This window comes from Sorangiineae bacterium MSr12523 (genome assembly GCA_037157775.1).
Classification (GTDB): domain Bacteria; phylum Myxococcota_A; class Polyangia; order Polyangiales; family Polyangiaceae; genus Pendulispora; species Pendulispora brunnea.
In genome coordinates this window covers 3062958-3078460 of the sequence record CP089982.1, presented here as the reverse complement: position 1 = coordinate 3078460, position 15503 = coordinate 3062958, and the positions used below count along the sequence as shown (strand labels likewise).

11 protein-coding genes are annotated in these 15503 nt (G+C 62.1%); 10 read left to right on the top strand and 1 reads right to left on the bottom strand.

Annotated elements, in window-relative coordinates:
• Positions 1 to 18 precede the first annotated feature (18 nt).
• From def to LZC95_12515, 3 genes are all read left to right on the top strand, one after another.
• On the top strand, positions 19 to 543 hold the full coding sequence (gene def, locus LZC95_12525; GenBank protein WXA97655.1) for a peptide deformylase: 525 nt from the start codon (positions 19 to 21) through the stop codon (positions 541 to 543).
• Between the two features lie 64 nt (positions 544 to 607).
• The gene (locus tag LZC95_12520; GenBank protein WXA97654.1) at positions 608 to 1450 is read left to right on the top strand and encodes a response regulator; all 843 of its coding nucleotides are present in this window, start codon (positions 608 to 610) and stop codon (positions 1448 to 1450) included.
• 45 nt (positions 1451 to 1495) lie between these two features.
• Positions 1496 to 3328 (top strand): lipase maturation factor family protein, encoded by a 1833-nt coding sequence (locus LZC95_12515; GenBank protein ID WXA97653.1) that lies wholly within the window; start codon positions 1496 to 1498, stop codon positions 3326 to 3328.
• Here LZC95_12515 and LZC95_12510 read toward each other — a convergent pair.
• Entirely contained in the window at positions 3301 to 3846 is a 546-nt protein-coding gene (locus LZC95_12510; GenBank protein ID WXA97652.1) for a hypothetical protein, read from the bottom strand. The two genes, LZC95_12515 and LZC95_12510, sit on opposite strands and share 28 nt — an antisense overlap.
• Before the next feature lie 35 nt (positions 3847 to 3881).
• Between LZC95_12510 and LZC95_12505 the strand changes: the two genes are divergently transcribed.
• From LZC95_12505 to LZC95_12475, 7 genes are all read left to right on the top strand, one after another.
• On the top strand, positions 3882 to 5822 hold the full coding sequence (locus LZC95_12505; GenBank protein ID WXA97651.1) for an ATP-binding cassette domain-containing protein: 1941 nt from the start codon (positions 3882 to 3884) through the stop codon (positions 5820 to 5822).
• A gap of 2 nt (positions 5823 to 5824) precedes the next feature.
• Complete coding sequence (locus tag LZC95_12500; GenBank protein WXB00330.1) at positions 5825 to 6499, top strand: hypothetical protein; 675 nt, start codon at positions 5825 to 5827, stop codon at positions 6497 to 6499.
• 2 nt (positions 6500 to 6501) lie between these two features.
• Positions 6502 to 8739 carry a type VI secretion system tip protein VgrG gene (gene vgrG / locus LZC95_12495; GenBank protein ID WXA97650.1) on the top strand — a complete coding sequence of 746 codons (2238 nt, stop codon included), beginning with the start codon at positions 6502 to 6504 and terminating at the stop codon, positions 8737 to 8739.
• Positions 8740 to 8741: 2 nt separating this feature from the next.
• Positions 8742 to 10019 (top strand): tetratricopeptide repeat protein, encoded by a 1278-nt coding sequence (locus LZC95_12490; protein WXA97649.1) that lies wholly within the window; start codon positions 8742 to 8744, stop codon positions 10017 to 10019.
• Positions 10016 to 11038, top strand: a complete 1023-nt coding sequence (locus tag LZC95_12485; GenBank protein ID WXA97648.1) for a PAAR domain-containing protein — start codon at positions 10016 to 10018, stop codon at positions 11036 to 11038. The genes LZC95_12490 and LZC95_12485 overlap by 4 nt, the downstream gene beginning before the upstream one ends.
• Positions 11039 to 11043: 5 nt before the next feature.
• Complete coding sequence (locus LZC95_12480) at positions 11044 to 14634, top strand: DUF6531 domain-containing protein (GenBank protein WXA97647.1); 3591 nt, start codon at positions 11044 to 11046, stop codon at positions 14632 to 14634.
• A 280-nt stretch (positions 14635 to 14914) separates the two neighbouring features.
• Positions 14915 to 15379: a pentapeptide repeat-containing protein gene (locus tag LZC95_12475; GenBank protein WXA97646.1), complete on the top strand. Its 465-nt coding sequence runs from the start codon at positions 14915 to 14917 to the stop codon at positions 15377 to 15379.
• The last annotated feature ends 124 nt before the right edge of the window (positions 15380 to 15503 follow it).

The window sequence follows — 15503 nt, the reverse complement described above, 5'->3', positions numbered from 1 at the left end:
TATTAATGACTGTCGGTCATGGCCATTCGCACGATTTTGCACTACCCGGACAAGCGCCTTCGCATTCCGGGCGAAAAAGTAGACCCTGCCCGCATCGCGGATAAGGAAATCCAGACGCTCATCGACGACATGGCCGAAACCATGTACGCCGCGCCCGGTGTGGGCCTGGCCGCTACGCAGATCGGCGTTGCGCTGCAGATTTTCATCATCGACGTCGCGGCTGAAGACGAGCCGAGCGATCTGCGGGTCTTCATCAACCCCGAGATCATCGAGAAGCACGACGAGATCGTGTGGACCGAAGGGTGCCTCAGCTTCCCGGGCGTCACCGAGGAAATCGAGCGCGCCGCCCACGTGCGTTGCCGCGCCCTCGACCGCAACGGCAAGCCGTTCGAAATCGAAGCGGACGAGCTTCTCGCCGTGGCCATCCAGCACGAGAACGATCACTTGCTTGGCAAGCTGATGATCGATCGCCTCGGCCCGCTGAAGAAGCGCCTCCTGCACCGCAAGATGCAGAAACGTGCTGAAGCCACGCAGTCCGTTTGAGCGTCTAGCTTAGAAAAATACCGTTAAGTCGCAGCCTTGGCTGCACTTGTGCTAGTCTAGCGGCGTGGACGTGGGGAGAATCCTCCTCATACATGGGGAAGAGAACAAGGCGCAGCTTCTAGCTGCAAGTCTGCAACGGCACGGTCACCAGGTGGACGTTCGGCGCAGTGCGCGCGCGGGCTTCGAACGGGCATGTGCATGGTTGCCCGACTGCATCGTGTGCCATGTGAACCTGGAGGACATCGACGGCTTCTGGGTGGCGCGGCGCATTCGCACGGAGCTTGGGGATGTCTCCAGCACACCGTTCCTCTTTCTGACGTCGCGCGAAGAGCGGCAATCGCTGCTGCAAGGGCTCCACGTCGGGGCGGACGCCACGCTTTGCGAGCCGTTCACCGAGGAGGAGCTGGCCGCCCAGGTCTCGGCGCTCATCGAGATGGCTCGGCGGCTTCACCAGCGGCGCGACTCGTTCATCGACGGTCCGGTCGACTCCTCGATGGGCGCCGCCTTCCGCGGGGATCTCGCCCAGATGTCGCTGGCCACGGTTCTCATGATCCTCGAGATGGAGCGCCGCACCGGCATCGTCACGGTCGTCACCGTCGGCGGGCGCAAGGCCACCATGACGGTCGCCGACAGCGGCTTCGTCGCTTGCACCTTGGACGAGGCCGAGCGCCCGCCCACGGACGTGTTGCGCGAGGTGCTCCACTGGAAGCGCGGCCGCTTTTGGTTCCGTCCGACCGAAAAGGCCGACGAGACGAAGGACGTCGCCATCCGCGGCTCCATCGGCGCGGTCCTGCTCGATGCGATGCGCCTCGGCGACGAGGCCACCATTTTGGGCCCGGACGAAATCGAGGTCGATCTCTCGCCGAGCTCGCGGCCGGCCATTCCGAGCAGCAAGCGCGGGGTCTAAACCGCACAGCTTGAGGCGACTCGGGAAATCGAGGACAGTCTCGCTGTGGAAGAGCAGGCGGAGCTGGCGCGACCGCTCGTCGTCTACGATGGCGCCTGCGGCTTCTGCAAACGATGGATCGAGCGCTTTCGCCTGCGCACGGGCGACGCCGTGGATTACGTGCCGTACCAGGAGTTCGCCGAGCGGTTTCCGGCGCTGAGCAAGGCAAGCGAGACGAACGAGACGAGCGAGTTGACCGAAGACGCGTTTCGGTCGGCGCTCCACTTCATCGATGGGAACGGCATCGTGCACCGCGGCGCCGATGCTGTCTTCTCCGCGCTGGCGCATGCCCCGGGCGGGAAATGGCTGGCCATGCTCTACGGCGGTTCGCCAGGCTTCGCGCGAGCGAGCGAAATCGTCTACGCGTGGGTCGCGTCCCACCGGAGCGCGGCCTCGTGGCTGACGACGGTCTTCATCGGTCGCGACGTGCGACCCGCGACCTTCGTCCTTACCCGCTGGATCTTCCTTCGCCTCCTGGGGCTCTGCGCGCTCGCCGCATTCGTATCACTGGCCACGCAGATCGAGGGCCTCATTGGCTCGCGCGGCATCGCGCCCGCGCCGCCGCTCCTCGGCATGGCCCTGGGTGACGGTGCGCTCGTGGCAATCGCATGGACCGGCGCGATCGCCTCGGCACTGGTCGCCTTCGACGTGGCCACGGGGTGGGCGCTTCTCGTCGCGTGGCTGCTTTATCTTGCACTGGCCAACGTCTCGGGACCATTTCTGCAATACCAATGGGACGCGCTCCTTCTGGAGACCATGGTCGCGGCGCTCTTCCTCGCGCCATGGCGGCGCCTCTGGCCCTCGCTCGACCGAGAACGGCCTCCCGCCCGCACGGCCCTGTGGCTCCTTCGGTTTCTCATCTTCAAGTTGGTATTCCTCTCCGGCGCCGTCAAACGACTCAGCGGCGATCCCAGCTGGCGCGATCTTACCGCGCTCGAATACCACTATTGGACGCAGCCGCTGCCGGCATCGACGAGCTGGTACGTGACGCAGCTTCCTCCGTGGGTGCACGCGCTTTCGGCGCGCGGCATGTTCTTCATCGAGCTTTACCTGCCGCTCCTCGTCTTCGTCCCGCGGCGCGGGCGGTGGCTCGCGTTCCTCGGATTCGTCCTTTTGCAATTGGCCATTGCGGCGACAGGCAATTACGGATTTTTCAACGCACTCACCATGGCCCTCGCCGTCGTCCTCCTCGACGACGCGCAGATCCTGGGTGCCCTGCCCGCTCGGTTCCGGCGCACCCTCGAACGGGTGCGCACCACCGCGCAACCGCTGCGGCGGGTCTCCATCGTGGCCGGGCTGGCCGGTGCCCTGCTCTTCTTCAGCGCCGAGCGAACCTGGTACGCCGTGCGCGGTTTGCAGGAGGAGCCGGCGACCTTCCGCGCGATGGGGCACTCGCTCGCGCAGCTTTCGCTGGTGCACGCGTACGGGTTGTTCGCCGTCATGACCACCACGCGGCGCGAGATCCACCTCGAGGGAAGCGACGACGGTGTGACCTGGCAGCCCTACACCTTCCGCTACAAACCGGACGACCCGCGCACGTCGCCTCGGTTCATCCCGATGCACTTGCCGCGGCTCGATTGGCAAATGTGGTTCTTCGCCCTTTCCGAAGACTGCGGCGAGGAGCCGGTGTACATCGCCTTCGTCGCGCGCCTGCTCGATGGCTCCCCCGCGGTTTCCGGCCTGCTCGCCCGCGATCCCTTCGCCGGGCGCAGGCCGCGCTACATCCGCAGCCGCTCCGACATGTACCGCTTCACCACCCGCGCCGAACGCGCGGCCACCGGAGCCTACTGGGCACGCGAGCCCACGAGCGATTACTGCCCCATCTTGGGCGACCGCTGAAGCAGGTGCTCCAGCACCGCGTGGAATTCGAGGCGCTGCACCTCGCGGAGCAAGCGCACACGCGCTTCATCGGGCCGGCGCGCCACCGCTTCACACGCGTCCACGAAGGCGCGTGCATCCCATTCCCCGCGCGGAAGCAGCTTGTCCGCGAGCTCTTTTTCCTGCTCCAAGAGCGCACCGGCGCGTTTGGCCAATGCGCGGAAGCTCGCATGGTCGCCCGCCTGGCCGAACCAGTATTTCGCATTCCCATAGTCGGGCTCGCGCCGGTGCATCATGCCGTGGAGAAGGCTCGCGTCGGACGTGCCCAAGGTCTGCGAAATCTCGTGCGACGCGTCCAAGTGGTCGTGCCAGAGGAGCACCAGCGCCCGAACGAGCGACGCGGCGCGGGCCGGCAGCTTGGCATCGCGAAGCAAGCCATCGAGATGCCGATTCAATTCGTCCTGCGATGTCACGCCGGCGCGCGGGCCGGGGCCGAGATCGGGCAGCTCTCGGGTCTCGAGCAGATTCTTGAAATCCATGGCGGCGTTCATTCTAACGTGACCTCGAGCAGAACATGATCGCCACCGCACGACTCGCCAAGGCCTACGGAGGCCGCACCCTCTTCGAAGACGTCACGCTCAAGCTGGTCGAAGGCTCGCGTTACGGCCTCGTCGGGGCCAACGGCTCGGGAAAAACCACCTTTCTCAAAATTCTCGCCGGGGATGAACCCGCCACCGATGGCAGCGCGACCATGCCGCCGCGCGACCGGGTCGGGGTGTTGCGGCAGGACCATTTTCTCGACGACGCGCAAATCATCCTGAGCTTGGCCATGATGGGCGACGCCACCGTTTGGCGCATGCTGCAGGAGCGCTCGCGCATCATCGACCACGGCGAAGGCGATCCGGCCCGCCTGGCCGACTTGGAGGAGGCCGTTGGACTTGCCGGCGGCTACACGCTGGAGGCGCGTGCCTCGGCCATCCTCGAGGGCCTGGGCATCCCGCTGGCGGTCCACCGCATGCCGCTATCCACCCTGTCGGGCGGGTTCAAGTTGCGGGTGCTCCTCGCGCAGGTGCTCGTCGGAGGCCCCGACGTCCTCTTGCTCGACGAGCCGACGAACCATTTGGACATCCTGTCCATTCGCTGGCTCGAGAAGTTCCTCGTGGGCTACCGCGGCGTGGCGTTGGTCATTTCGCACGACCAGCGCTTTCTCGACAACGTGGCCACGCACATCCTCGACGTCGACTACGACACCATCACGCCGTACGTGGGAAACTACGCCGCGTTCGTCGAGAACAAGCGACTCACGCGCGAGCGCAAGGAGACCGAAATCGCCCAGGCCGAGGCCGAGATTGCCCACAAGCGCGCCTATGTCGAGCGATTCCGCTACAAGGCCAGCAAGGCCCGGCAGGCCCAAAGCCGTTTGAAGCAAATCGAGAAAATCGAAGTCGAGGAGCTGAAAACGAGCTCGCGCCGTACGCCGCTCTTTCGCTTCGAGCCCGAAAGGCCGAGCGGGCGCGACGTCCTCACCGTGGAGCGCGTGTCCAAGGCCTACGGGACGAAGGAGGTCCTGCGCGACGTTTCCCTCACCGTGCGGCGCGGGGAGAAGGTCGGCATCATCGGCGCGAACGGCCTGGGCAAATCCACCTTGCTGAAGATCGTGATGGCCCGCCTCGAGGCGGATACGGGAAGCGCCAAGTTCGGCCACGAGGCGCGCGTGGGCTACTTTCCGCAGGATCACCACGAGGTGCTGCCCGATCCGGCGGTGACGGCGCTCGATTACCTTTGGAACACGTGCCCGTCCGAGGCGACGACCTACGTCCGCGGACAGCTGGGGCGCATGCTCTTTTCCGGCGAGAGCGTCGACAAGCGCGTGGGCATGCTCTCCGGCGGCGAGGCCGCGCGGCTCGTTTTCGCGCGCGTCATCGTGGAGAAGCCCAATGTGCTCGTCCTCGACGAGCCGACGAACCATCTCGATCTGGAGGCGATCGACGCGCTGGTGGACGGTCTGCTCGCCTTCGATGGCACGGTGCTCTTCGTGTCCCACGACCGCTACTTCGTCTCGCGCCTGGCAACGCGCATCGTCGAGGTGACGGCCAATGGTTTGCGTGATTTTCCGGGCACGTACGCCGAATACCTCGCCGCGCTGGGCGATGATCACCTCGATGCCGACACGGTCGTGCTCAAGGCCAAAGCGGCCAATGCGGCCGAGCGCCGCGAGGACGGTGCCAGCACCAACGCGGTGAGCTGGGAGGAGCAACGCAAACGCCGTAGCCGCGTCAATTCGCTGTCCAACCGCCGCGACAAGCTGCTTGCCTCGATCGAAACCGCGGAGGCGCGCAAAAAGGAGATCCTCGGTCTGTACGCCGAGGCGGGGTTCTTCGAGCGGACGCCCAAAGCCGATGTGGAACGCCTCGAGCTCGAAAGCACGGAGCTCGATGGTTCCATCGAGACGTGGCTCGCCGAATGGGAGCAGGTCGAGGCAGAATTGGCCGAGTTGCAGAAGGGAGGCACGTGAGCATGGAAGGCCTCGTTCACCACCACGTCATCGACGCCTTCGTCCGGCGCGGGTATCCGCCCACGGTCGACGAAATCGCCGCGGCGTCGGGCATTCCGCGCGAGCGCGCCGCCGAAGCGCTTCAGCGCCTGCACGAAGGGCACGGTGTCGTGCTTCACCCGGGATCGCTCGATGTCTGGATGGCGCATCCCTTCTCGGCCTCGCCCACCGCGGTCTGGGTCGCCGCCGACGATGCGCGAGGCTGGTGGGCACCGTGCATGTGGTGCGCATTCGGGATTGCCGTTTTGGCCGCGCCCAATGCCACCATTCACGTGCGCCTCGGCGGCGAAAACGAGCCGGCCGACATTCGACTTCGCGACGGTGCCGTCGTAACCGATCACGTCGTGCACTTCGCATTGCCGCCCCGCGACGCGTGGACCAACGTCGTCCACTTTTGCTCCACGGTCCTGCCCTTTCGCACCGCCGATGACGTCGCACGCTGGTGCGAACGCCACCGCCTTCCTCGAGGTGCCGTCATCTCGGCCGAGCGCACCCTCGATTTGGCACGCGCCTGGTACGGGCGCCACCTCGATCGCGACTGGCGCAAGTGGACGCTGCACGAAGCGCAGGCTATTTTCGAGGGCGCGGGGCTGACCGGCGAGTTCTTTCGTATTCCCGTCACGGAAGGGACCTTCTGAGCATGGTCAATGCACTGACGTCGATGTTTGGGGGCCCGGTCGACGAGCTGTCGTTCAAGGTCAAGGCCGGGGAGCACGACGAGACGAAGCTGGTCGTGGCCGGCTTCAGGGCGCACGAGGCGCTCTCGGAGTTGTTTCGCTGGGATATCGACGTGGTCATCGACCCAGAAGTCGTCGCGTCGCTGGACGAAACGGTGGGGCTCGATGCGGAGTTTCGAATACTACGCAACGAGGAGGTGCTGCGCATCGTGCGCGGCATCGTCGGTGAGGTGGTTCCGCACGGGACGGGCGAGCGGCAGCGATTGGTCACCCTGGGCATCGTGCCAAAACTCGCCGAGCTGCAGTACACGTCGGACACGCGCATCTTTCAGGACTTGCCTGTGCACGAAATCGTGGCGGCCTTGGTGAAGCCGCACGACATCGAGCTGGAATGGCGCGTCGATCGCCGGCCGGAGCCGCGCCCGTACCGCGTCCAGAAAGACGAGACGGATTACGAATTTTTCTGCCGCATTCTGGCGGACGCCGGAATTCATTTTCATTTCTTCGCCGATGCGGACCATACGAAGCTGATCATGGTCAACAACCCAAATGGGTATACGCCCATCGATGGGGAGGAAACCATTCCTTACCGCGAAATCGGCGGCGCCGTTTCGACGGATCACGTCGGCAACGTATCTCGGGCGCGGATCCTTCGCCCGGGCGCGGTGGTGATGCGCGATTACGACTTCAAGCGATCGCGCGCGGACCTGACTGCGCAATCGGAGGTCGATGGGCCGCACGATGCGGAGAATGCCCCCAAGCGCGAGCTATTCCTTTTTCCGGGCGACTACACGGACGCCGCCGACGAGGGAAAGACGCTGGCCGCGCGCCGCATGCAGGAAGCGCGGTCCGATGCAGTGCTTTTTCAAGGCAACAGTTCGTGCGTGCGTCTTCAAGCAGGGCGCAAATTCACGATTGCGGATCATCCCGACGAGACGTTCAACCAGGAGCTCGTGGTCACGGGCTTGCACATGCGCGGTCAGCGCTCGGGCATTTTGGCCGATACGGGGAAAGGCGGCAGCGGGCCTGGCTTTACGACGACGTTCTATGGAGCGCTCAGCCAAACGCGGTTGCAACCGGCCCGCCCGAAACAGCCCTACGCGCCGTCGGAGTCCGCGCGGGTGGTGGGACCGGAAAAGGGAACGCCGTTCGTCGATGAATTCGGGCGCGTGAAAGTGCAATTCCATTGGGACCGCGAAGGCAAATGGGACGAGAAGAGCTCGTGCTGGCTTCGCGTCATGACCCCCGCGGCCGCAGCCGATCGCGGCATTTGGTTTCCTCCGCGCGTGGGGGACGAGGTCATCGTGCATTATTTGAATGGCGACATCGACCGACCTTACGTGGCCGGCGCCATTTACAATGCGCAGGAATCGCAGCCGAATGCGCTTCCCGCGGATGCGTCGAAGAGCACCATCAAAACATTGACCATTCCGGGTGGCAAAGGTTTCAACGAGCTGACGTTTCAGGATCGGGCCGGCCAAGAAGAGATTTTTCTACACGCGCAAAAGGACCGTAAGACGGTGGTATTGCACAACCACTCCGAGACGGTGGGGGCGAATCAAACATCGACGGTGGGCGCCAATCAAAGCATCACCGTGGGCGCGAATCGCACGGTGACGGTGGGCGCCAACGAGACCATCACGGTCACCAAAGTGCGCACGGAAACCGTAAAGGCTACGGAAAGCGTCACGGTCAACAAAGGGCGCGTGCACAACGTGCTCGAAGGCAATGACGTTTTGAACTTGCCGCAGGGCGATCACACGGTGAACGTGGATGCGGGCAATCTGACGCACAATGTCTGCCTCACGGAAAAGACGGAGGCAAAAGACATTGCCCAACATGCGACCAACAAGGTGTCCTCGATTGGCGACACCACCGTGTATCTGGAGCAGGGCGCCGCGAAGTACACCATGGAAGGGGCGACCATCGTTCTGACGTGTCCTTCGGGATCGGTCAGTCTGAAGGAGAACAAGATTACCATCGATGCGGTGGACGAAATCGTTCTGCAGTGCGGGCAATCGTCCATCTCATTGAAAAACGACGGCACCATTCTGGTCAATGGCAGCAAACAGGTGAGCGTCGTCTCCGCATCGAGCGCGCTATCGGTGGAGCCGGCGAAGGCATCGCTCAATGGCCCGATGACCGACATTGCCGCCAAGGCCATTCTCAAGGTCAATGGCGCTTTGGTGAAGATCAATTAGACATGCGCGCGCTCGACGACTTGATGGTGCGCCTTCGCACCTTCGTGACCGACGAGGACGACAAGGTGCTCCTGGTCGTCGAAGTGAACGATGCTTCGAGTGGACTGGTGGTCAAGTCGCTCGACATTTTGGACGAGGAGGTCGACGATGCCGTCTGGCTCTTCGTCGATGATTGCACCACACCGTGGGAATTCGTCGATCGCGTCGCCTATCGCATTTACGAAAAGCGCGAATTGGCCAACAAAGCGCTGGCCAAGGAAAACGAGCCGCCGTGGCCTCCCCTTCCCCGTGAAGCGTCGGACCGAACGATGGCGCCGGCGGCGCGTATGCGCGCGCTCATGACGTACATTCGCGATCTGTCGCCGAATCTCGACGAGGTAAAACTGGTATGCGCCCTCTTTCCGGCGACCATCGCGGATCCGGCGGCGTACCGCGCATTCGTGCTGGAGTTGATGGCGCATTCGTTCCCGTCGCCTTGGTGCCATCATATGCGGATCATCGTGCGCGACGATATGGCGCGGCCCGCGTTGGGTGATGCGGCGGACGCGCTCCGTGGAAGTGCGACGTACGCGCCGGACCTTGCCATGGAGGATCTGGAGAAAGCCGTGGAGGAGCAGGCGGCCGACGAGAATCGGTCGCTCGACGAGCGCATGCAAGCCTTGGTGACCTTGGCCGCGCTCGATCATGCCCACAAGCGATTTTCGGACGCGCTCGAGAAGTACGAGCTGGCGGGCAGCTATTACCGTGCGACGGGTAAGTTGGCATTGTATGCGCTGACCTTGAATGGTGTAGGTGAGGTGATGGCCCGGGCCGATCGGCCCGAGGCGGCGCGGCAGCATTTCGAATCGGCGTTGACGCCGGCGGTTCAGCGGCTCGCGCAAAAGGACGATCCTGCGCGCGGCGATGCCGTACCCGTGCTGTTGAACATCACGTTGAACTTGGGCAATTTGCATTTGTCGCAACAGCGTTGGGCGGATGCCGGCAACTATTACGAAGGTGCCAAAGGCATCGCCGATGGAATGGCCAATGCGCAGGTGAAGATGCTTTGCCTGGAGAACATCGGCATCTGCCATTACATGCTCGGGCGGCACGTCGAGGCCATCCAAGCGTGGGAAGAAGGGACGGTGCTGGCGCGCGGGATGGAGGCGGATGAACCGCTTCGCACGTTGCTTTCGAGGCAGCGCGATGCCTACCACCAGCTCAATCTCTTCGACCGGCGGGATGCGGTGATGGGCGAGTTGCGGCAGGTGGAAGCGCGCACGCAGCAGGGGGTCTCGTGAGCTATTTCTCCGAAACGGTGATGCCCGGGCTGAAGGCCACTGTGCAGGCCAAGATCGAGCCCGCGCAGCAGCAGGCGAAGGCCGCCGCGGCGGCCGTGAACGGTGGCCCGGCGCCAGGTGCGGCGGCGCCAGGTGCAGCGGCGCCGGGTGCGGCGGCGCCGGGTGCAGCACCTCCGCCCAAGCCGCCGGTGAACCCCGTGGCCACCGTGATGGGTGCCGTGGGCGCGGTTCAAGAAGTGATGAGCATGCCCATCGAGTTGATCAACACGGGGGTGGCCATGGTGGCCAACCTCGTGCCGTATCCGTCCTTTCCGGCGGCGACGATGGGCTCGATGTACATTGCGCCGCCGCACGCCCACTCGCACCCTCCGAGCCTCGTGCCGCCGGCCCCGCCGGTGCCCCTGCCGAGCATCGGTGCCGTGCTCCTGGGCTGCACCATCAAGTGCCTCATCAACTACATGCCGGCCGCGCGCGCGGGCGACATCGGCTTGGCGCTCACGTGTTGCGGCATCATGCCCATGTTCGAGATCAAAACCGGGTCGGCCACGGTGTTCATCGGCGGCGTGCGCGCCGCGCGCATGCTGGACATCGCCGGAGCGTGCATCAAAGCCAACAGCGGCTCGTTCCGCGCTGCCTTGAAGAGCATGGTCGGCGTGGGCACCGCGCTCGGCGTCGCCGGCATGGCCTCCGACGCCATCGACGCCTCCCAGGAGCAAGACGCCGAGATGGCCAAGGCCAGCGCCATCGCCGCAGCCATCGACGCCGCCGATATGGCCATCGACATGGCCGCTTCCGCCATCGCCGCCTCGATGGGCAGCGATCCGGCCATCCCTCCCCTCCCGGGCCTCCTCCTGACCGGCGCCCCCAATGTCCTCATCGGCGGCATCCCCCTGCCCAACATCCCCGATCCCGTTCAATTGCTGCTGAAGAAGCTCAAAAGCAAATTGAAGCGCAAGAAAAAGGAAAACGGCGCGTCCGACGACGACATGCCGGGCGGCTGCCGCTGCCGGCGAGGCTAACGTCAATGAGTTGCCTGGGGAGGCTCAGACGAGATGACGCTGCACGCTTCGTTGGTGACCCGGTCGACGTCATCACCGGAGCGGTCATCGAGGCAACGTACGACTTTCGCCTCGAAGCCCCCTTTCCTTTCGAGTTCGTACGCCACTACAGCAGCGCTAATTGCGACAAGAATCGCGGACTCGGATGGGGTCACCGACACGACTTCGATCACGAACTTCGGTTCACGTACAACAACAAGATAGGGTACGTGGCAGCTGATGGGCAGCGTATTTCGTTTCCGTTGTTGGAGGTAGACGGAACTCGAACCGCCCGCTTTGGATTCGTGTTGGAACGTGCACGGGCCAATTGGTACCGCATTCATCTACCCGAAGAGGAATTGGGCATCCTTGAGTTCGAGATGTGGCGTCCTGATTGGCCTGCACGCCTCGCTGCGATCTCGCACGCAAAAGGCACGACACGTCTTTTTTACGATGGCACGACGGGACTACTCTCCTCGATTGTTGACTCGTTGTCGCGAACAATTCGCGTCGATTGGGTGTGGATTGCCGACCCGCGCACGGGCCGTGGACGACCCCATATCGCAAGATTCACGCTGTTGCCGTCTGTCGGCGCGCCAAACGAAGAAGTTCTTCTCTCGTATCACTATGACGTACACGGCCACTTACTCGGCGGGACAGATCGCTATCGCAACACGTTCTCATTCGAATATGACCGTCACTCCCGCATGACCAAACTGGTCGATCGGCGCGCCTATGCATTTCATTACAATTACGATAGCCGTGGGCGCTGCGTGTACTCGGCAGCCGAGGATGGTGTCGAGGAGGTAAAGCTCGAGTATCTCGAAGGCGCCACCATCGTCACGCTCGCGGATGGCGGGGACTGGATCTACGAGCATCATGCCGGCTACCTCGAGCGGGTCATTGATCCATATGGCGGTGAACATCGGCGAGAATTGGACGACAACGGACAACTTTGCGCCGAGACTGACGAAGCGGGTCGCCGGTTTGAGATCATCCGTGATGGAACCGGGAAGGCCCTGGGACGTCAAGATTCCTCAGGCCACGTCTGGCCAATGGGAGAGGCACCACGCGAACCGGACGCTTACGTCGCCAGCAACGCTCGCGAGTACGAATTCGGAGCATTGCTGCCGGAAGATCACGGCTTTCCGATCCGCCGCTATCTCGAAATTGACCGTCTTCCAACACATATCATCAATGCTCTCACGCCTCCAGCAACTGGGCAGATGTCCGTAGACTTCGCCGAACGTTGGAAGGAAAGCACGACAAGGGATTTGCAGGGGCTGGACCTCCGAACGGATCGACTCGATGGCGCGCGTCGTTCCTGGTCCTACGACGCCTCGGCTAACCGCACGAGGTTCACCGATTCCGACGGCTCCACGTGGCGGTGGAACTTTGTTTCCTGGAATCGTATCGAGCAGGTCACGGATCCACTGGGCACCCCCATACGATTAGCTCACACCCGCCGTCTGTTGCTCTCACACGTGGCAGATCCCAGCGGCATCACGAGCGAGTATGACTACGACCTCAAGAACCGTCTCATCGGAGTTAAGCGCAACGGCGCCGTGCGGGAGACCTATTCGTATGATCCAAGCAATGAGCTCGCCGAAAAGTTCGACAGTCGGGGCAAATGGCTTCTCCGTTTCGAACGCTCCGATGAAGGGCGACGTGTCAAAGTCCACATGGCCAGCGGCGAGCGGCACGACCTCGTCTATACGCCGAGCCGACAGCTTCGCTCCGCCACCGTCCACGGTGCGGACGGCCAGCAGGACACCTTCGTGTTCGACTATGACGCCTGGGACCGACGCACCCGAGATGAACGGAATGGCGTCGGAACGAGGCGACATTTCGTGGCAGGTAACCTCGTCGAAATACGGACTCTGGGTAGATTCAGAACGCGGTATTCGCGAACCCACCGCAATACAGTAGAAATCTTTGATCCAACCGGCGCCAAACAGACAGTACAAGCATGCCACGGAGGGGTCGTCCGCCGACTCACGTCAAACGGCGCGACGGAGATAACACAATATCATCCTCATGGCTATTGCCTCGCAAAGATCGCCTATGCGACGCAGGACCGTAAATGGTCTCGTTTCTACGAACGCTCTCGGGAAGGAGACGTTCAGGCGATCCATGATAATGTGCGTGGGATTCATCGTTTTGCCTACGATGCCGCGCATCGACTCGTGACCGAGACACTTCCGAGCGGCAATGAACGTACCTTCAAGTACTCTCACGGCGGGACGCTGATCGAATCGCCGACCCTTCGTGGAGCCACGATAAGCGGTCAGAAACTGTACGATGCCAATGGCAGTCGACTTGAATATGACCATCGTGACGCGCTTTGCGCACGCCACACTTCGTCCGGCACATTTCGATTGAAGCACGATGCACAGGATCAGCTCGTAGCGGTAAACGGACCATCCTTCGGGACCTGGTCCGCCCGCTACGACATGCTCGGCCGGCGTATTGAAACGGTCTTCAACGGCAAGTCGACGAACTTTTACTGGGACTCGGATCGGCTCGCGGCGGAGATCTTCCCCGATCAACGGGTACGCATTTATGTCTATGTAGACGATCTTGCACTTGTCCCCATGATGTTCATTGACTATCCGAGCATCGACGCCGACCCAAGAAGTGGAACCCGATACTTTGTATTTGCCAATCATCTAGGGGCACCAGAGGTCATCCAAAACGACTCAGGCGATGTCGTATGGCGCGCCCGGTACGAAGCATACGGCTCCGCGCACATCGAAATTGGTTCGACCTTTCATCAGCCCTTACGCTGGCCAGGACACTATTTCGACGCGCAAACCGGGCTTCATTACGTTCGTTTTCGTTACTACAGCCCAGAATTGGGCAGTTTTCTCGAATCCGACCCCCAAGGCATCCGCGGTGGATTCAATCTCCACGGCTACGCTGCAGGCAACCCACTTCGCCATGTCGACGTACAAGGGCTCTCGAACAATCCTTGTCCCGATCCGAACGATCCGAATAACCCGAAGAAGCCAGCTCAGATCGAAAGTGCTCAACTACCGGATCCGCCTGATGCGTCCCCCGCGCGGAAACCCACGGCCGAAGAGCGTCGCGCCGCCCTCAAGGCGAAGCTGAGAGAAGAGCGTCGAAATGCTGCGCTCGATGCGGCCATTGAAAAGGCAAACAAGGAAGGTAAGTACGATAAACTTTCCGCCGAGGACAAAGCCTTCGTGGACGCAAGCAAGGACAACGCGCGCCTTGCAATCGATCCTGACGGGGACGGCGGCTACAAAGTCGGTGAAGCGCGCGCGGCAAGACGTGCAGAGCAAGATGGCACGCTGACTGCTCCTGTAAGACGTGCGCTCGCAGCGGCCGACGATCGGGAAGCCGGAGCGGACGTCATCTCCGGGGACGACCGGCTTTGGGATGTTAAGGAGGGCAAACGCGCGGGGCCCGATGGCATCGCCAAGGCCGCAAATAAAGAGCCGCCGGAAAACATTTTGGTAGATTGCAAGGACATGGACAAGGCGGAGATCCAGCAGCTCCAGCAACAGACGGCGAACAAGCTCGCACCGAACCGAGGAGACATACGCTATGCTTGAGCGTGATATGCGACGAATGTCTCAAGACGAGCTGAACCCCGCACTCGACTCGCACGAGCTTTGGTGGCGAAACAATAAAGCTGGAGGGTATCCACTTAGCCTTCGCGAGGTGACAGTGGACGGGCTCAGTCTGGTGAATCGCCAGTTGGTCGAGTCTACGTGGGCTTTCGTGACTGGGGCCAATGTGGACTTCTCGGGAACCAGTTTGGATCGAAGTTCATTTCAGAACGTTAGGTTGAACTCGAGTCGAATGCTCCGAGCAGACTACACGGAATGTGTCATGGCTGATGTCGACTTTTCCGACTCCGATCTTACGGGTGCCAATCTGTCCGTGGATGCAGCCGCGAAGGGAAAAGCTCTCAACCTTCGAAATGTCAACCTGACGAACGGCTTCATCTGCAAGACGCACATATCAGAGTCAACCTTCGACAACTCATTATTAGTTGGCTCGAATTTAACAAAGACAGTTTTTGAAAATTGCTCTTTTCGTGGAGCAAATTTTCGAAACGCAAACCTCATAAAAACAGAGTTCATCAACTGTGACCTTCGGGACGCCGATTTCATCGACGCTAACTTGCTTCGCACGGAATTCTCTCGTGTGCGAATGCACGGAGTTCGCGGACATATGGATCCCAGCGTCGTAATTTACGCCAGCGAAATAGACATCAGTAGGGACGGTCCTGGTCAGTATGATGGAAACATCGATACAGTGCGCCGACTACTGAGTGCATCAGGAGCACGATAAAGGCGTATTGTAACAGGCCGCATGTCGAATCCAGAATGGCGAACTTGGGCTCTCAAGCATCTCCACGCAAGATGCTCGATAATCAGGAGCACTCGGGGCAACCATCACTGAACGTTGCCCCGGC

What these genes read in the sequence shown, in the direction of transcription:
- def (WXA97655.1), top strand. Translation starts at nt 19, where the DNA reads ATGGCCATTCGCACGATTTTGCACTACCCGGACAAGCGCCTTCGCATT.
- LZC95_12505 (WXA97651.1), top strand. Translation starts at nt 3,882, where the DNA reads ATGATCGCCACCGCACGACTCGCCAAGGCCTACGGAGGCCGCACCCTC.
- LZC95_12480 (WXA97647.1), top strand. Translation starts at nt 11,044, where the DNA reads ATGAGTTGCCTGGGGAGGCTCAGACGAGATGACGCTGCACGCTTCGTT.
- vgrG (WXA97650.1), top strand. Translation starts at nt 6,502, where the DNA reads ATGGTCAATGCACTGACGTCGATGTTTGGGGGCCCGGTCGACGAGCTG.
- LZC95_12490 (WXA97649.1), top strand. Translation starts at nt 8,742, where the DNA reads ATGCGCGCGCTCGACGACTTGATGGTGCGCCTTCGCACCTTCGTGACC.
- LZC95_12500 (WXB00330.1), top strand. Translation starts at nt 5,825, where the DNA reads ATGGAAGGCCTCGTTCACCACCACGTCATCGACGCCTTCGTCCGGCGC.
- LZC95_12510 (WXA97652.1), bottom strand. Translation starts at nt 3,846, where the DNA reads ATGGATTTCAAGAATCTGCTCGAGACCCGAGAGCTGCCCGATCTCGGC.
- LZC95_12475 (WXA97646.1), top strand. Translation starts at nt 14,915, where the DNA reads ATGGCTGATGTCGACTTTTCCGACTCCGATCTTACGGGTGCCAATCTG.